Here is a 15,716-nt window from a genome sequence, read left to right as displayed (position 1 = left end):
TTCTTTTTTTTGGTCGTTTTTCTTTTTTTTTTTTCTCCCTCGCGCGCGTCGGGCGGGGCCGTGGTTCGTCTCTGCCCCGCTCCTCTCCCCCCCCCCCCCCCCCCGGCGCCCGCACGTCATTGGCTCGTCGCCAGACAACATGCGATTCCGTGAAATTGTGCGTCTCAGACCATCCGCGCGACGGCCATGCACAGCACGGTGATGACCAGCAGACCGCCGGCGATGCGCTCGCCTCTTGTCATTTTCGCGCGCAATCGGGCTTCTGTCGCCGCGTCGGTGCCGGCAAGCTGCCTGGCGGCAGAACCGACCAGCGCGCCCTGTACGCCGGCGGCAATTAGAGCCGTGGCGATGCCCAGCGCCAGCACCTTCTCCATCGGGCCGAAAAGGCCTTGATGGAAGAAATACCAAAGCAGTATGCCGGTGAGGAAAACCAGGCCGGCCGCGCCCATTTGGGGCCGGAAGAACCGTTCCGCCCGGATCTCCGGATCGCGGCCGACCGCGATGGTGGTGCCGGCCCAGAACACGCCGGCCACGACATGAAGACCGAGGACGACGATGTAGACATATTGCATGACCGCATTTCCTCTTTTTTGCCCGCCGTTCGCATATAATTAGATATCAAATGATTAGATGTCAATGTATAAGACTGTCACCCAGTTCCCTCTACGGAGAACACCGCCTAGTGTCCGACGATGACGCCCTTTGACCGCCCGCCAGTCGGCATGAATCTCGGCCGCACCGCCAAACTTGTCGCCCAGGCCTTCGATGCTGCTCTTGTCGAAGCGGGCGGTACGTTGCCGGTCTGGCTCACTCTGCTGTCGGTCAAATCGAGCAAGCTTGCCAATCAGCGCGAGCTTGCCGGCATGATCGGCATCCAGGGGGCGACGCTGACCCACCATCTCAATGCGATGGAGGCGCAGGGCCTGCTGATACGCCGCCGCGATCCCGTGAACCGCCGGGTTCATCTGGTCGAACTGACCGCGGCGGGAGAAGCGATGTTCGAGACCTTGCGCAAGGCTGCGTTGTCCTTTGACAAGCGGCTACGGGTCGGACTGTCCGACGAGCGGCTGGCGGAGTTCGCGCAGGTTCTGGCGGCGTTGCGGGCGAATGTCGGGGGATAGGAGGGCGGGCCCGGCTCATCGGCTCAGTCGTCGTAGCCCCGGATTGTTCCAAAAGTGTAATGGCGCAGGTTCAGAGCGGTGATCAGGTTGGTCAGCTTCGTCTTGCGTCGAAGCCGTCCTGGAACATCTCGCCCAAAAGTGCGCAGCGGTTTTGGGATAACAAAGCGCGTCGCTCGGTTCCGCTCAAGCGCGATACGCTTTGGGCGACGCCTATGCCAGGCTTCCCTGCAGCACCGTCAGCCTGGCCTTCTTCGGCATGCGGGCAGTCAGCCATTCCAGCGCCTTGTCGTGCGGCATCGGGAAGGCGATGGAGTAGCCCTGCACCTGGTCGCAGCCGATCGCCATCAGCGATTCGAGTTCGGCTTCGGTTTCGGCGCCTTCGGCGACGATGGAGATGCCGAGGCCACGGGCAAGCTCGGTGATGGCGCGCACGATCTTCGAGTTGTCGCCATTCTCATGAATGTTCTGGACGAAGCGTCGATCGATCTTCAGCCGGTCGATCTCGTTCGGATTGACATGGCTTAGCGAGGCATAACCGGTACCGAAATCATCGAGTTCCAGGTGGACGCCGGCCGCCCTGATGTGGCGCAGCTTGGCGGCGATACCCGTCTTCTCGTCGTCGAGGATAACGGATTCGACGATTTCCAGCGACAGTTTCTGTGGCGGCAGCCCGGCCTTTTCCAGCGTCTCGAAAAGAAACTCATCGAAATCGGGCTCGCGCAGTTCCGTGCCGGAAACATTGACGGCAAGCCGGCCGAAGGCAATGCCGGCGCGGTTCCATTCGGCGGCTTCGTTGATCGCTTTGGCGATGACGATACGGCCGATCTCGGGCATGAAGCCGCATTTTTCGGCGACCGGGATAAATTCGCCCGGTGGGATCATGCCGCGCTCGGCATGGTTCCAGCGCACCAGCGCCTCGATGCCGCTGATCGTGCCGTTGGTCAGCGAAACCTGCGGTTGGAAATAGACCTGGAAGGCCCGCTCCGCGATGGCGACCTTGATGTCGTGCTCGAGCTGTTTGCGATAGTCGAGCTCGCGGCGCAACTCTTCGGAGAAGAAGGAGAAGTTGCCGCCGCCCAGCTTCTTGGCGGAATAGAGCGCCAGATCGGCATGAACCAGCAGATCCTGAGCATTGTCGGCGTCGATCGGGTAGACGGCGATGCCGGCGCTGGCGCCCGGGAGAACGGTCGTGCCCTGGAAGACGATCGGCTCGTTGATATGCGCCAGGATGCGCCGGGCCAGCATGTTGATGTCTTCGGTGCCGCCGGCGCCGCCGAGGATCATGACGAACTCGTCGCCGCCCAGGCGCGCGCACAAGTCCGACGCCCGGCAGGAATCGCGCATGCGCTGCGCGGTGACGACCAGCACATAGTCGCCTGCGGCATGGCCTAGCGTATCGTTGATCTGCTTGAACCGGTCGAGGTCGAGCTGGATCACAGCCAGGCGCTCCCGGCGGCGGTGTGACCCCTTGATCAGCGTGTCGAAATGATCGGTCAGGAACGTGCGGTTGTGCAGGCCGGTGAGGCCGTCATGCACCGCGATGAAGGCCATCGAATTGCGCGCGTCGATCAGCTCATGCGTCTTGCGCAGGATGGCGTTCGACATCGGCCTGAAGATGAAAAGCGCCACCAGTATGATGACGCCCAGGGTGGCGTAGAACAGCGTGCGGTGAAGAGCGAGCAGCTTCTCGGAACGCTCGTCTGCATCGGCGCTGATGCGCTGGCCAAGGGCGGCGTAGCCCGACAAGTTCGCATTGGCGACAGAGGCATCGAGATTGACGCGCTCGCCGCCGCCCTTGTAGCCGCCATTCCCACTGAATTGAGATTCATAGGCGGAGATCAGGCGGTCGCCATTGGCGATCAGCCCGACCGAGAAATAGTCGAGGTGGAAGGGCTTGGCGAAAAGGACGCTGTCGATCGACCTCGGATCGAGCTTGGCAGGCGATTGGGGGTCGGCTCCCGTCTGCTTTAGCAGCAGATCGTAGTTGGTCTCGAACTCCCCCGTGGCCTGCTTGAGCGCGCTGACCAGCGCCGGCTGTTTGTCACGCGAAGCAGCGCCCGTTGCGCCGGCCAGGAAGACGATACGCTGCGAAAGCGTTTTTTGCGTGCTGACGATGTCGAGCAAAGTGTTGTTGTGCTGTTGGGTGGCCATCATCTGCTGCAGCAGGATGAAGGAGGCTATCACCATGGCGGCAATGATCAGCAGGGCCAGCCAGTAGCCAGCTTTGATCAGCAGTATGAGTTTGCCTGAAACGGTTTGCGCCGGCTGCTGCGACATTTTCGGGGGCGGTCCTCTTCGCCAACGGATTCCTGCTGCGAAGACCATTGGCCTGCAAACATTAACAGGTCTGGAAATTGACAGCCGTCCGGCAAGGGGGAGACGTGGAAAGATCGCGAAATGGTTATCGGCCAGTTTAGCGCCATGCCGGCATTCGAGCGGTCACCGGCCAGCATCATTTGTTGTAGCGTCGCTTTTTGAGATCATCGAGCCCACATCGGGCCGCTTGCCACCGATCCGGTCGTTTTTGCGATGGATTTTTAGCTCGGACGAGACGACAGTCGGCCCACATCGAACGAGGCCCGACCATGACCGCAGCATTCCTTTCCCACATCGACAGCGAGCTCGCGGGGCTCAAATCGGCCGGCCTCTACAAATCCGAGCGCGTGATCTCCTCCACCCAGTCGGCTGAGATCGAGGTCGGCGGGCAGAAAGTGCTCAACTTCTGCGCCAATAACTATCTCGGCCTTGCCGATAGCGACGACCTGCGCGATGCGGCCAAGCAGGCGCTCGACCGCTATGGCTATGGCATGGCGTCGGTGCGCTTCATCTGCGGCACGCAAGAGGAGCACAAGCAGCTCGAGGCGACGATTTCATCCTTCCTCGGCCTGGAAGACACCATCCTCTATGGCTCCTGCTTCGATGCCAATGGCGGCCTGTTCGAGACGTTGCTCGGTGAAGAGGACGCGGTCATTTCCGATGCGCTGAACCACGCTTCGATCATCGACGGCGTGCGGCTGTCGAAGGCCAAACGCTTCCGCTACGCCAACAACGACATGGCCGATCTGGAGGTGCGCCTGAAGGAAGCCAGGGACTGCCGCTTCCGGCTGATCGCCACCGACGGTGTGTTCTCGATGGATGGCATCATCGCCAATCTCAGGGGTGTCTGCGAGCTTGCCGAAAAATACGACGCCATGGTGATGGTTGACGACAGCCATGCGGTCGGCTTCGTCGGCCAGAACGGCCGCGGCTCGCCCGAGCATTGTGGCGTCGAGGGCAGGGTCGACATCATCACCGGGACGCTCGGCAAGGCGCTCGGCGGTGCATCCGGCGGCTACACCTCTGGCAAGAGGCAGGTGGTCGATTGGCTGCGCCAGCGCTCGCGGCCCTATCTTTTTTCCAACACGCTGATGCCGGCGATCGCCGGCGCTTCGATCAAGGTGTTCGACCTGATCCGCAATGGCGATGCCTTGCGCGAGCACCTCTATGCCAATGCGACGCGGTTCCGGTCGCAGATGGGCAAGCTCGGTTTCACGCTGGCCGGCGCCGACCATCCGATCATTCCAGTGATGCTGGGCGATGCGACGCTGGCGCAGGAGATGGCGGCTCGCATGCTGAAGCGTGGCATCTACGTCATCGGTTTTTCCTTCCCGGTGGTGCCGAAGGGCCAGGCGCGCATCCGCACCCAGATGTCGGCGGCGCATTCCGCCGCGGACATCGACCGTGCGGTTGAGGCTTTCGAAGCGGTCGGCAAGGAATTGGGCGTGATTTCCTGAAAGGCCGCAATCGAAAGCCATTCCGGATCAAGAGATTCAAGGGACAAAAGCATGTCGAACATGATGAAGGCGCTGGTGAAGGCCAAGGCCGAGCCGGGCATCTGGATGGAAGAGGTGCCGGTGCCGGAAATCGGCCCTAACGACGTGCTGATCAAGATCCGCAAGACGGCAATCTGCGGCACCGACGTCCATATCTACAATTGGGATCAGTGGGCGCAGAAGACGGTGCCGGTGCCGATGGTCACCGGCCATGAATTTGTCGGCACCGTCGCCGATTTCGGCGCCGCTGTCACCGAATACAAGGTCGGCCAGCGCGTGTCGGGCGAGGGTCATATCGTCTGCGGCCATTGCCGCAACTGCCGTGCCGGGCGAGGGCATCTCTGCCGCAACACGCTCGGCGTCGGCGTCAACCGTCCGGGCGCCTTTGGCGAGTATCTGGCGATTCCGCAGCACAATGTCGTGCCGATCCCCGACGATGTGCCGGACGAGATCGCCGCGATCTTCGATCCCCTGGGCAATGCTGTCCACACGGCATTGTCCTTTGACTTGGTCGGCGAGGACGTACTGGTCACCGGGGCCGGACCGATCGGCATCATGGGCGCGCTCGTCGCGCAATGCGTCGGCGCACGAAAGGTGGTGATCACCGACATCAACCCTGTGCGGCTGGCGCTGGCGAAAAAGCTCGGCGTCCAGCATGTCGTCGACGCCTCGCAGGAAAAGCTGCGCGAGGTCATGCCGGCGCTCGGCATGACCGAGGGTTTTGACGTCGGCCTCGAAATGTCGGGCGCCGCCCCCGCTTTCCGCGACATGATCGACACCATGAACAATGGCGGCAAGATTGCCATCCTGGGCATTGCGCCAACCGGTTTCGAGATCGACTGGAACAAGGTCATCTTCAAGATGTTGCATCTGAAAGGCATCTACGGCCGCGAGATGTTCGAAACCTGGTACAAGATGATCGCGCTGGTGCAGGGGCCGCTGGATGTCTCCGGCTTGATCACGCACCGCATCGGCATTGATGACTTTCAGGCCGGCTTCGATGCCATGCGCAGCGGCAGTTCGGGCAAGGTGGTGATGGACTGGTAGGCGTTGGCGCCGGGGATCTGAAACCAGCCAGCCGGCTGACGGCGCGCGTGGGATTTTCCGCTAGGTATCGACGGCCCGCGGGACTAGCATGCTCATTGGGAGGTGGGCGATGACAAAAGTCTCGATCCGCCGGGCGGACTTCATGATGGTCCTCGCCTATGCTTCGGACCTCGCAACCGGTCATTCTCGCGACTTCGCGCTGAAATCCTGCGTGCTTGCGATGCGGATCGCAGATCGTGCGGGCGTTTCCGAGCAGGTTCGGCGCAATGCCTACCACCAGTCGATGCTTCGCTATGTTGGCTGCAACGCGGATACCGATCTTCTGTCGGCAACCTTCGGCGACGAAATCGCGCTCCGCCAGGACCTTGTCGGTCTCGATATGGGCAATCGTGCGGAACTGGGCAGGGTCTTCGTACAGGCCTTCAAGCGGTTCTATTACGATCTCCAGCCTGACGCGCAGGCCAAGGCGATCGAGGCCGCCATGTCGCAGGCACTTGCGGTGGCCCGCCCGGTGCTGATCGCGCATTGCGAGGTCGCGCAGCGCATCGGCGAGCGGCTTGGCTTGTCCGGGGAGATGGGCCGTAATCTTGGACAGATCTACGAACGCTGGGACGGCAAGGGTCTGCCACGTGGACTGAGCGGCGAGGAGGTGCTGCCGGCCGTCCAATTGATCACTCTGGCGCAGGATGTCATTGCGCTTAGCGATGCCGTCGGGATCGTGGAAATGGCCGAAACTATCGCCAGCCGCGGCGACGGCCCTTACGCGGCTGATCTGGCCCGGCTTGTCGCGGCAAACGCTGCGGTGCTGATGGAAGACATCGGCGTGACGGTCGACCGCGAGACGATTTTGGCGCTGGAGCCCGATCCGCCGGTGTCGCTCGATGAGGTGGACTGCGACGAGGCATTTCTCGCCATCGCCGACATGATCGACATGCGCATGCCGTTCACACAAGGCCATTCGCGGATGGTGGCGGAACTGGCTGAGGGAGCGGGGAGACAGATGGGGCTGCCCGCCGCCGACGTCCGTGCGCTGCGCTGGGCGGGCTGCATCCACGACATTGGCGAACTTGTCGTGCCGGTGGCGACCTGGATGCGCAATGGTCCGCTGTCGGTCCGCGAGCGCGACGCAGCCCAACTGCACGCCTATTACGGCGAGCGTGCGCTGGCCTCGTTCGGCCGCGAAGGCGAGGCAATGGCCTCACTCGTCCTGCGCCATCATGAACGCCTGGACGGCTCTGGCTATCACCGCAAGGTCGGCGGTTCCGACCTGTCCCCGGCGGCGAGAATCCTGGCCGCCGCCGAAGCGTTCCAAACGTCGCGGGAGGAACGTCCTCACCGCAGGGCGCTGTCCAGCGACGCCGCGGCGACGCAGTTGCGCGCTGCCGTTCGTGAGGGCTGTATCTGCCCCGACGCGGCCGAGGCCGTGCTGTCCTTCGCCGGGCAGCGGTCACGCCGGGCGCCGCACCGGCCGCTGGCCGGAATGACGCCACGTGAGATCGAGGTGCTGCGCCTGATCGCCGCCGGCCTCACCGCGAAGGAAGCGGGGCGGAAGCTGGATATCTCGCCCAAGACCGCGGATCACCATATCCAGAGCGTCTATGCCAAGATCGGTGTGACCACCCGCGCCGCCGCGGCACTCTATGCGGTCGAGCACGGCCTTGTCCGGCCGGGCGAGACAAAGTCATTGGCATAGGGAATCCTCCCCATGTGCGCCTGCTCCGAGGCGCGCATCGTGATCCTGTCGACGGACCAATGGTGGCCGCGACCGACAGGAGGAAATCAGATGCTTCTCGCAACGACCAAGGTGGCGGACGTCGACCGCTTCATCCGTATCTTTTCGACCAAGGGCGCCGACAAGCGCCGACTGCACGGTTCGAACGGCGCGACCGTGTTCCGCGACCCCAGCGAGTCCGACCGCGTCTGGGCGATCTTCGACTGGGATGCCGAGGGTTGGAAGAACTTCGTATCGGATCCCGAAGTGCCGGCGATCCTGCAGGAGGCTGGCCACGTGGGCAAGCCGCAAGCGGCGATGCTGCTCGGCCACTATGAGGCCTGACGTGCCTTTCGCGCCGCCTGCTACCGGCGGCGCACCCACGAACCCCAAAGATCGGAGACATGAGATGGACCAGAAACCCATCAAGATCGGCCTTATCGCCGAACTCACCGGCCCGTTGTCCTTCATGGGCATCGCCAACGCAAACCTCACGACCATGCTCGTCGATGACATCAACGCCAAGGGCGGCTTGCTGGGCCAGCCGGTGAAAGTCATCATCGAGGACGGCGAGACCACCGACAGCGTTGCCAAGGCAAGGACCGCGAAACTGATAGATGTCGACAAAGTCGATCTGGTCGTCGGAGGTATCTACAGTTCGACCCGCCAAGCCATCAAGAGCGAGGCGGTCGCACGCGGCAGGACGCTCTACATCTATACCGAGCAATACGAGGGGCAGGAAAGCGATCCCCTGATCTTCTGCACGGGTCCGGTGCCCGCGCAGCAGGTCGAGCCGCTGATCCCATGGTTCATGAAAAGCACCGGGGCGAAGAAATTCTATCTGCCTTCGGCCGACTACATCTGGCCCCATCTGTTGAACAAGGCCGCGAGCCGGGTGGTTCGCGCCAATGGCGGCGAGATCGTCGGTGAGGAGTATTTTCCGCTCGATACCGTCGATTTCCGGCAGACGGTGCAGCAGATCATGGCGAGCGGCGCCGAAGTGGTCTTCAACACTCTGGTTCCACCCGGCTTGACGCCGTTTCTCGACGAGCTGCACAGGGCTGGTTTCGGCAAGCGAGGCGGCAAGTTCATCTGCACCTACTTCGACGAGAACTTCTTCAATCTCGTGCCGTCCGTGCAGATCGAAGGCCTCTACAGTTGCCTCGACTACTATCAGAAACTCGAGGATCCGTTTGGCCGGGCGCTCATGCGGCGCTACCAGGACCGATTCCCTGGCAGCGCGATGTTGACCGCGGGCAGCGGCTGCACCGGCCACTACCGGGCGATCAAAATGTGGGAAGCGGCGGTGAACGAAGCCGGCTCGGTCGAGCGCGACGCGGTTATCCGGGCGCTCGACCACGTCCGGATCAGCGAGGGACCGGGTGGCCCGGCCGAAATGGTCCCCGGCCAGCACCATGTTCGCATGAACATGTACATTGCGCAGGCACAGAGCGGTCGCTTCCGGATCGTGAAGAACCTTGGACCGATCGATCCCAACGAACGGATGCTTGCCGGCGAAAGCCAAGTCATCGGCGCCGACTGAATCCGCGGCGTCGATCAATGTTGCTCCAATTGGCGAGGGCGAGTAGATGCCGCCCTCGCCATCCAACCGGGCCAACAAGGGCTGTTCCTTGCGCCTATTCGATGTCATTCCGCAACTGGCCGTGGGTTGATGCCAAGGCGGCCTCCAGCGCGGCCAATCCGTTCGAGATCGCCGCACGCTCGCTCACGCTAAGTTTGTCCAGCAATTCCCGCTCGAACGCCTTCGCCAGCGGCACCATTTCGCGATAGGCGGCAAGGCCGGCCTTGGTCAGCGCCAGATGTTCGACGCGGCGGTCATTCTCGTCAGCGGTTCGGGTGAGCCAGCGTCGCCGTTCGAGTTCAGCCACGGCGCGCGATACCTTGGTCTTGTGCATGGCCGATTGGTTGCCGAGTTCAGTCGCGGTCATCGTTCCATGCTGCCCAAGCCCGGAAAGGGTACGCCATTCCGGCCGCGTCAGGCCGTGACTGTCCTTGTATATTCGCGAAAATTCGCGGCTGACGGCGTCGGCAAGCCGGTAGAGCCGGTAGGGCAGGAAATTTTCCAGATTGAGAATTTCAGGCGCGTCGGACGCTTCGCTCTTGATCGCCATTTTTTCAAAGCCGCCATTGATGGTTACATTTTCGATGGTTACAAATGAAACCAGTTTGGTCAATTGAGATCCATTCCGGGAGGAAGCAATGGCCTTTTCCTACATGCCGGGGTTCGGCAACGACTTTGAAACCGAGACCTTGCCGGGTTCGCTGCCGCAGGGGCGGAATTCGCCGCAGCGGCCGGCCTATGGGCTCTATGCCGAGCAGCTTTCCGGCTCGCCCTTCACCGCGCCGCGCGGCACCAATGAGCGCTCCTGGCTCTATCGCATTCGGCCGAGCGTCAAGCACACCGGCCGCTTCAAACCGGCGAGCTATCCCTTGTGGAAGAGCGCGCCCAATGTCGGCGATCACGAACTGGCGCTCGGCCAGTACCGCTGGAATCCGGTGCCGATGCCGAAAGAGCCCACCGATTTCATCGCCGGCATGCGTAGCATCACCACTGCGGGCGATGTGCTGGGACAGACCGGCATGGCAGCGCATGTCTACGTCGCCAACCGCTCGATGGCGGACGATCATTTCTTCAACGCGGACGGGGAGTTGCTGGTCGTGCCGCAAGTCGGTGCCTTGCGCTTCGTCACCGAGATGGGCGTCATCGAATTGAGGCCCGGCGAGATCGCCGTGCTGCCACGTGGCCTCGTCTTCAAGGTCGAGTTGGTCGACAAGGAAGTGCGCGGCTATGTCTGCGAGAACTATGGCGCCAAGCTGACTCTACCCGACCGTGGCCCAATCGGTGCCAACTGCCTGGCCAATCCGCGCGATTTCAAGACACCTTGCGCCTGGTTCGAGGAGAAGGAAACGCCGTGCCGGCTAGTCGTCAAATGGTGCGGCAATTTCCATGTCACCGAGATCGGTCACTCGCCGCTGGATGTCGTCGCCTGGCACGGCAACTACGCGCCCTACAAATATGATCTGGCAACCTTTTCGCCGGTCGGCGCGCTGTTGTTCGACCATCCAGACCCGTCGATCTTCACCGTGCTGACCGCGCCGAGCGGCGAGGAGGGCACCGCCAACATCGACTTCGTCATCTTCCCGCCGCGCTGGCTGGTGGCCGAAGATACGTTCCGGCCGCCCTGGTACCACCGCAACATCATGAGCGAGTTCATGGGGCTGATCCACGGCCAATACGACGCCAAGGAAGAGGGTTTTGTGCCCGGCGGCATCAGCTTGCACAATCTGATGCTGGCCCATGGGCCTGATGCGCCTGGCTTCGAAAAGGCCTCGCGCGCGGACCTGAAACCGGTCAAGCTCGACAACACCATGGCCTTCATGTTCGAGACCCGCTTTCCGCAGATGCTGACCCGCTACGGCGCCGAACTGGAAACCCGGCAGGACAATTACATCGACTGCTGGTCCGACCTGAAGAAGCGCTTCAACGGCACGCCGGAGGGCGATTGGTCTTGAGCACTGAGCCAATGGCGGACCGGCTGGTGCTTTTGGGCTCGAAGGGTGGTCCGGCATTGCGGCCGGGCGGACCGTGGCCGAGTTCGTCGCTGCTGCAGATCGGCGGGCGCAGCATCGTCGTCGATTGCGGTCTCGGCGTCACGCGCGGTCTGGTCGATGTCGGCATCAGCCTGAAGGTGCTCGACCTGGTCTTCATCACGCATTTGCATTCCGACCATATGTTGGAACTGGGACCGCTGGTCCACACCGCCTGGACGGCGGGGCTGGCGACACCCGTCGAAGTGTTCGGCCCGCCCGGCACGGGCCACTACTGGCGGCGCTTTTGTCAGTCGTTGGAGTTCGACATCGAGATCCGCATCGTCGACGAGGGCCGGCCGGACATTCGCGAACTGGTTTCGATCGTTGAGTTCGGCGAAGGCCATGTGGCCGAGCAGGGTGGCTTGAAGATCTCGGCGCTGCGCGTCGAGCATCCTCCGGTGACTGACTGTTTTGCCCTGCGCTTCGAGCATGGCGGGAAAAGCGTTGTGTTCTCAGCGGATACGGCCTTTTTTCCACCGCTCGCCGATTTTGCCCGGGGGGCCGACATCCTGGTCCACGAAGCCATGCTCGAAGACGGCATCGAGCGGCTGGTGGCGAAGACCGGCAATGGCGGGCGGCTGAGAGAGCATCTGCTCGCCAGCCACAGCTTTGCCGAAGAAGCCGGGCATATCGCCCGCGATGCCGGCGTGACGAGCCTGGTGCTCAATCACCTCATTCCGGCCGACGATGCTGAGATCGGCGAGGCCGACTGGATCGCCGCTGTCAGGAAAACATGGGCCGGCGACTTGACGATCGCCCGCGACGGCCTTGTTGTGGAATTAAGCGGCGCCAAAGCCGCACAGGGAGAGGAAACCGCATGAAGCTTGCCACATTGAAGGACGGGACGCGCGACGGAAAACTCGTCGTCGTCTCGCGCGACCTGACACGCTTCACCGACGCCTCGTTCCTGGCGCGCACGCTGCAGGCGGCGCTAGACGACTGGCGGCGCATCGCCCCACATCTCGCGACAATAGCGGAATCGCTGGAGAACAATGCGATGCCGTCGGAACGCTTCCACGAACATGACGCCCATTCGCCGCTGCCGCGTGCCTATCAGTGGGCCGATGGCTCGGCCTATGTGAACCACGTCGAACTGGTGCGCAAAGCCCGCGGCGCCGAAATGCCGGCGAGCTTCTGGACCGACCCGCTGATCTACCAGGGCGGCTCGGATTCCTTCATTCCGCCACGCGATCCGATCCGGATAGTCGACGAGGCGTTCGGCATCGATATGGAAGGCGAAGTCGCTGTTGTCGTCGACGACGTGCCGATGGGTGCAAGCCTCGAGGAAGCGCGCGCCGCGATCCGGCTGATCATGCTGGTCAACGACGTGACGCTGCGCGCGCTGACCGGACCGGAGCTAGCCAAGGGTTTCGGCTTTTTCCAGTCAAAGCCGTCCTCGGCGTTCTCGCCTGTCGCAGTGACGCCGGACGAACTGGGGGACGCCTGGGATGGCGGCAAGGTCAGCTTGCCGCTGCTGGCCGATCTCAACGGCAAGCCGTTCGGCCGGGCCAATGCCGGTGTCGACATGACCTTCGATTTTCCGGCGCTGATCATGCATGCTGCCAGGACAAGGCCGCTGGCCGCCGGCACCATCGTCGGCTCGGGCACCGTCTCCAACAAGCTCGACGGCGGGCCGGGCAAGCCTGTCTCGGCCGGTGGCGCCGGCTATTCCTGCATCGCCGAACTGCGAATGATCGAGACCATTTTGTCAGGCGAACCCGAGACTCCATTCCTGCGCTTCGGCGACACGGTGCGCATCGAAATGAAGGACAGGACGGGTCATTCGATCTTCGGCGCCATCGAGCAGAAGGTCGAGAAATACGAGAGGTGAGAGAATGACGGTCGTCATCAAGGCGATCCGGCTGAGTTACCGCATCGAGGCACGCCACCAGGTGCATGCCATGCTCTCTGGCACCACGGTCAAGGCGCCCACTCTGCGAGTTCCTGCAAGACTATGATTTGAAGTTGAGACGGGCGGAGGCTGAGCGGCTGGGCTTGCGAGACCAGTCGCTTGGCTGGTCAGATCAAAGCGACGTCGTAGCGAGCAAAATGTGGGTCCGATGTAAGGATGGTGAGTTTCTCCACCTGCGCCTGCGCAATCAGCAGCCTGTCGAACGGATCGCCATGGTGGTGAGGGAGGCCACTGACGGCATTGGCATGCTGGAGGGTTATGGCGAGCGGCTGAAATTGCATCCTTGGAAGCAGCGTCGGCAGATCGTCCGGCGCATCGAGTTTTCTGATCGAACGTTTGACCGCAATTTCCCAAACGCTTGCCGCGCTAGCGAACACCACCGCTTCCGAAGCCAGGATGGCGCGGTGCTGCTCGCTGAGACGTCGATCGTCCGAAATCGACCAGAGGATGATATGGGTGTCGGCGAGAAACGGGCCGACCGTCACTTCACGTACTCGTCCCATTCGGGGCCGAGTTCGTCAAAATCGTCTGCAATCCAGATCTTGCCCTTCAACGCGCCGATGCGCGGCAGGGGTTCGGCCATTGCTGGCGGTACGATGCGCGCGGCCACCTTGCCGTGGCGTGTGAGCACGATCTCCTCACCGGCTTCCGCGCGGCTGACGAGTTCCGACAATTTGGCCTTGGCCTCGGCGATGGAAACATTCATGGTTGCGATCCATTGTGACCATAATTTAGGTCATAATGGATCGCGACACAAGATGTCGAGGTCGGTCTACTCCGCAGCCTGAACCTTGATCACGCCGCGCTTGATCTGGTCCTGCTCGATCGATTCGAACAGCGCGCGGAAATTGCCCTCGCCAAAGCCTTCGTCGCCCTTGCGCTGGATAAACTCGAAGAAGATCGGGCCGATCACGGTTTTCGAGAAGATCTGCAGCAGGATCTTGGTCGTGCCGCCGTCGACGACACCTTCGCCGTCGATCAGGATGCCGTGCTTCTTCATCCGCTCGATCGGCTCGTCATGGCCGTTCACCCTGGCATAGGACATGTCGTAATAGGTTTCCGGCGGGCCGGGCATGAATTTCAGCCCGTTTTCTGCCAGCCTGTCGGTGGCGGCATAAATCTCGTCGGTGCCGACCGCAATGTGCTGGATGCCTTCGCCATTGTACTTCTTCAGGTACTCGGCGATCTGGCTGGTCTCGTCCTTGGACTCGTTGAGCGGAATGCGGATCTTGCCGCAGGGCGAGGTGATGGCGCGGCTGACCAGGCCGGTGACCTTGCCGTCGATGTCGAAGAAATGGATCTGTTTGAAGCCGAACAGGTTGCGGTAGAAATCCCACCATTTGTCCATCTGCCCGCGATAGACATTGTGGGTTAGGTGGTCGAGATAATAGAAGCCGACGCCTTGCGGCCGCGGGTCGCGTTCGCCCAGCCATTCGAACTCGGCATCGTAGGCCGAACCCTTCTCGCCGTAGGTCTCGATGAAATAGAGCAGCGAGCCGCCAATGCCGACGATTGCAGGCACATCGAGCGCCTTGTCGGTGCCTTCGTAGGGCGTCGCGCCTTTGGCAACAGCGTGGTCGAAAGCGTGTTTGGCATCGACCACGCGCCAGGCCATGGAGGGGGCGCAGGGGCCGTGCTTGTCGACGAATTTCATCGCATGCGAGCCGGGCTCGGCATTGACGACATAGTTGATGTCGCCCTGGCGCCAGACTGTGATGTCCTTCGTGCGGTGCTTGGCCACCGCGACATAGCCCATCCGGGTGAATAGTTCGGCGAGCTTCTGCGGCTCCGGATGCGCGAACTCGACGAACTCGAACCCATCTGTGCCGGCGGGGTTGTCCTTGCTGATCTTGGCGGGTGGGGCATCGTGCGGGAAGGGGCCCATGATATTCCTCCGGATCTTGCCTGGCCTGCAAAGGCCATCTGACGCCATCATAACGCGGAGCCGGTGCACGGTGCTTGCATTCAAACGCTTGAAATGATCATCTTATGCGCGAAATATGCACCATACGGGGAAAAACCATGGATGAGACGCGCATTGATCAGTTTGACCGCAAGATAATGGCGCTTTTGCAGGGCGATGCTCGGCTGACCAACAACGATCTTTCGGAACGCGTGAACCTGTCGGCGTCGCAATGCTCGCGCCGCCGCCAGCGGTTGGAGGAAGACGGCTTCATCAAGGGCTACCGGGCGGTGCTCGACCGCGACAAGCTCGGTTTTTCCTTGGTCAATGTCATCTCGGTGACATTGGCTACCCACAATCGCGACAATGCGCGGCGCTTCGGCGAATTGGTGGCGCGGCTGCCCGAGGTGCAGGAGGCGCACGCGCTGACCGGCGAGATGGACTACATCTTGAAAGTGGTGACGCCCGATTTGAAGTCGCTGTCGGAATTCGTCAACGGCGTGCTCCTGCCACACGAATCCGTGCAGCATGTGAAAACGGCGATCGTGCTGGAGACGCTCAAGGAAACCGGCGCGCTGCCGATTTGACCTTTGACCCT

Annotated in this window: 17 protein-coding genes; 11 read left to right on the top strand and 6 right to left on the bottom strand. The window is 62.1% G+C overall.

The annotated features are described in order from the left end of the window. Nucleotides 1-164 precede the first annotated feature (164 nt). Nucleotides 165-572, bottom strand: coding sequence for a hypothetical protein (locus NKJ01_RS29650; protein WP_352733567.1), 408 nt, complete (start codon nt 570-572; stop codon nt 165-167). 120 nt (nt 573-692) lie between these two features. On the opposite strand from NKJ01_RS29650, the gene NKJ01_RS29645 reads away from it, so the two are divergent. Further along, the gene (locus NKJ01_RS29645; RefSeq protein ID WP_352598865.1) at nt 693-1,121 is read left to right on the top strand and encodes a MarR family winged helix-turn-helix transcriptional regulator; all 429 of its coding nucleotides are present in this window, start codon (nt 693-695) and stop codon (nt 1,119-1,121) included. Between the two features lie 210 nt (nt 1,122-1,331). Here NKJ01_RS29645 and NKJ01_RS29640 read toward each other — a convergent pair whose 3' ends face one another. Next, nucleotides 1,332-3,398: a putative bifunctional diguanylate cyclase/phosphodiesterase gene (locus NKJ01_RS29640; protein WP_023762135.1), complete on the bottom strand. Its 2,067-nt coding sequence runs from the start codon at nt 3,396-3,398 to the stop codon at nt 1,332-1,334. Between the two features lie 308 nt (nt 3,399-3,706). Here NKJ01_RS29640 and NKJ01_RS29635 point away from each other — a divergent pair, with 308 nt between their 5' ends. The 5 genes from NKJ01_RS29635 to NKJ01_RS29615 all read left to right on the top strand — a co-directional run bounded on the left by NKJ01_RS29635 (nt 3,707) and on the right by NKJ01_RS29615 (nt 9,234). After that, nucleotides 3,707-4,894, top strand: coding sequence for a glycine C-acetyltransferase (locus NKJ01_RS29635; protein ID WP_352733564.1), 1,188 nt, complete (start codon nt 3,707-3,709; stop codon nt 4,892-4,894). 51 nt (nt 4,895-4,945) lie between these two features. Then, the gene (tdh, locus tag NKJ01_RS29630; RefSeq protein WP_352733561.1) at nt 4,946-5,980 is read left to right on the top strand and encodes an L-threonine 3-dehydrogenase; all 1,035 of its coding nucleotides are present in this window, start codon (nt 4,946-4,948) and stop codon (nt 5,978-5,980) included. Between the two features lie 109 nt (nt 5,981-6,089). Next, on the top strand, nt 6,090-7,673 hold the full coding sequence (locus NKJ01_RS29625) for an HD domain-containing phosphohydrolase (RefSeq protein ID WP_352733558.1): 1,584 nt from the start codon (nt 6,090-6,092) through the stop codon (nt 7,671-7,673). Between the two features lie 90 nt (nt 7,674-7,763). Continuing rightward, nucleotides 7,764-8,036 carry a hypothetical protein gene (locus NKJ01_RS29620; protein WP_352598856.1) on the top strand — a complete coding sequence of 91 codons (273 nt, stop codon included), beginning with the start codon at nt 7,764-7,766 and terminating at the stop codon, nt 8,034-8,036. A 64-nt stretch (nt 8,037-8,100) separates the two neighbouring features. Beyond that, nucleotides 8,101-9,234, top strand: a complete 1,134-nt coding sequence (locus NKJ01_RS29615) for a substrate-binding protein (RefSeq protein ID WP_352733555.1) — start codon at nt 8,101-8,103, stop codon at nt 9,232-9,234. A gap of 94 nt (nt 9,235-9,328) precedes the next feature. On the opposite strand, the gene NKJ01_RS29610 is transcribed toward NKJ01_RS29615, so the two are convergent. Continuing rightward, nucleotides 9,329-9,823, bottom strand: a complete 495-nt coding sequence (locus tag NKJ01_RS29610) for a MarR family winged helix-turn-helix transcriptional regulator (RefSeq protein WP_352733573.1) — start codon at nt 9,821-9,823, stop codon at nt 9,329-9,331. 88 nt (nt 9,824-9,911) lie between these two features. On the opposite strand from NKJ01_RS29610, the gene hmgA reads away from it, so the two are divergent. From hmgA to NKJ01_RS29590, 4 genes are read left to right on the top strand one after another with little or no spacing between them, the layout of a single operon-like run. Then, nucleotides 9,912-11,225 (top strand): homogentisate 1,2-dioxygenase, encoded by a 1,314-nt coding sequence (gene hmgA, locus NKJ01_RS29605; protein WP_352733553.1) that lies wholly within the window; start codon nt 9,912-9,914, stop codon nt 11,223-11,225. 11 nt (nt 11,226-11,236) lie between these two features. Continuing rightward, on the top strand, nt 11,237-12,124 hold the full coding sequence (locus NKJ01_RS29600) for an MBL fold metallo-hydrolase (protein WP_352733570.1): 888 nt from the start codon (nt 11,237-11,239) through the stop codon (nt 12,122-12,124). Next, nucleotides 12,121-13,134, top strand: a complete 1,014-nt coding sequence (locus tag NKJ01_RS29595; protein WP_352733550.1) for a fumarylacetoacetate hydrolase family protein — start codon at nt 12,121-12,123, stop codon at nt 13,132-13,134. Before NKJ01_RS29600 ends, NKJ01_RS29595 begins: the two co-directional genes overlap by 4 nt. Nucleotides 13,135-13,138: 4 nt before the next feature. Next, on the top strand, nt 13,139-13,261 hold the full coding sequence (locus tag NKJ01_RS29590) for a hypothetical protein (protein ID WP_352733548.1): 123 nt from the start codon (nt 13,139-13,141) through the stop codon (nt 13,259-13,261). A gap of 61 nt (nt 13,262-13,322) precedes the next feature. On the opposite strand, the gene NKJ01_RS29585 is transcribed toward NKJ01_RS29590, so the two are convergent. The 3 genes from NKJ01_RS29585 to hppD all read right to left on the bottom strand — a co-directional run bounded on the left by NKJ01_RS29585 (nt 13,323) and on the right by hppD (nt 15,100). Then, complete coding sequence (locus tag NKJ01_RS29585; protein ID WP_352733545.1) at nt 13,323-13,718, bottom strand: type II toxin-antitoxin system VapC family toxin; 396 nt, start codon at nt 13,716-13,718, stop codon at nt 13,323-13,325. Beyond that, complete coding sequence (locus NKJ01_RS29580; RefSeq protein ID WP_352635310.1) at nt 13,697-13,921, bottom strand: type II toxin-antitoxin system Phd/YefM family antitoxin; 225 nt, start codon at nt 13,919-13,921, stop codon at nt 13,697-13,699. Before NKJ01_RS29580 ends, NKJ01_RS29585 begins: the two co-directional genes overlap by 22 nt. 66 nt (nt 13,922-13,987) lie before the next feature. Next, nucleotides 13,988-15,100 (bottom strand): 4-hydroxyphenylpyruvate dioxygenase, encoded by a 1,113-nt coding sequence (gene hppD, locus NKJ01_RS29575; RefSeq protein WP_352733542.1) that lies wholly within the window; start codon nt 15,098-15,100, stop codon nt 13,988-13,990. Between the two features lie 137 nt (nt 15,101-15,237). Here hppD and NKJ01_RS29570 point away from each other — a divergent pair, with 137 nt between their 5' ends. After that, nucleotides 15,238-15,705: an Lrp/AsnC family transcriptional regulator gene (locus tag NKJ01_RS29570; RefSeq protein WP_023762149.1), complete on the top strand. Its 468-nt coding sequence runs from the start codon at nt 15,238-15,240 to the stop codon at nt 15,703-15,705. Nucleotides 15,706-15,716: the final 11 nt, after the last annotated feature.

The sequence above is a fragment of the Mesorhizobium sp. M0276 genome, from assembly GCF_040321755.1.
Lineage (GTDB): Bacteria > Pseudomonadota > Alphaproteobacteria > Rhizobiales > Rhizobiaceae > Mesorhizobium.
The sequence above is the reverse complement of the archived record's forward strand: the minus strand, read 5'-3'. Positions and strand labels throughout refer to the sequence as shown.

Bases quoted from the DNA above. Each gene is read 5' to 3' on its own strand.
- NKJ01_RS29650 (WP_352733567.1), bottom strand. From the start codon at position 572: ATGCAATATGTCTACATCGTCGTCCTCGGTCTTCATGTCGTGGCCGGC.
- NKJ01_RS29645 (WP_352598865.1), top strand. From the start codon at position 693: ATGACGCCCTTTGACCGCCCGCCAGTCGGCATGAATCTCGGCCGCACC.
- NKJ01_RS29640 (WP_023762135.1), bottom strand. From the start codon at position 3,398: ATGTCGCAGCAGCCGGCGCAAACCGTTTCAGGCAAACTCATACTGCTG.
- NKJ01_RS29635 (WP_352733564.1), top strand. From the start codon at position 3,707: ATGACCGCAGCATTCCTTTCCCACATCGACAGCGAGCTCGCGGGGCTC.
- tdh (WP_352733561.1), top strand. From the start codon at position 4,946: ATGTCGAACATGATGAAGGCGCTGGTGAAGGCCAAGGCCGAGCCGGGC.
- NKJ01_RS29625 (WP_352733558.1), top strand. From the start codon at position 6,090: ATGACAAAAGTCTCGATCCGCCGGGCGGACTTCATGATGGTCCTCGCC.
- NKJ01_RS29620 (WP_352598856.1), top strand. From the start codon at position 7,764: ATGCTTCTCGCAACGACCAAGGTGGCGGACGTCGACCGCTTCATCCGT.
- NKJ01_RS29615 (WP_352733555.1), top strand. From the start codon at position 8,101: ATGGACCAGAAACCCATCAAGATCGGCCTTATCGCCGAACTCACCGGC.
- NKJ01_RS29610 (WP_352733573.1), bottom strand. From the start codon at position 9,823: ATGGCGATCAAGAGCGAAGCGTCCGACGCGCCTGAAATTCTCAATCTG.
- hmgA (WP_352733553.1), top strand. From the start codon at position 9,912: ATGGCCTTTTCCTACATGCCGGGGTTCGGCAACGACTTTGAAACCGAG.
- NKJ01_RS29600 (WP_352733570.1), top strand. From the start codon at position 11,237: ATGGCGGACCGGCTGGTGCTTTTGGGCTCGAAGGGTGGTCCGGCATTG.
- NKJ01_RS29595 (WP_352733550.1), top strand. From the start codon at position 12,121: ATGAAGCTTGCCACATTGAAGGACGGGACGCGCGACGGAAAACTCGTC.
- NKJ01_RS29590 (WP_352733548.1), top strand. From the start codon at position 13,139: ATGACGGTCGTCATCAAGGCGATCCGGCTGAGTTACCGCATCGAGGCA.
- NKJ01_RS29585 (WP_352733545.1), bottom strand. From the start codon at position 13,718: ATGGGACGAGTACGTGAAGTGACGGTCGGCCCGTTTCTCGCCGACACC.
- NKJ01_RS29580 (WP_352635310.1), bottom strand. From the start codon at position 13,921: ATGAATGTTTCCATCGCCGAGGCCAAGGCCAAATTGTCGGAACTCGTC.
- hppD (WP_352733542.1), bottom strand. From the start codon at position 15,100: ATGGGCCCCTTCCCGCACGATGCCCCACCCGCCAAGATCAGCAAGGAC.
- NKJ01_RS29570 (WP_023762149.1), top strand. From the start codon at position 15,238: ATGGATGAGACGCGCATTGATCAGTTTGACCGCAAGATAATGGCGCTT.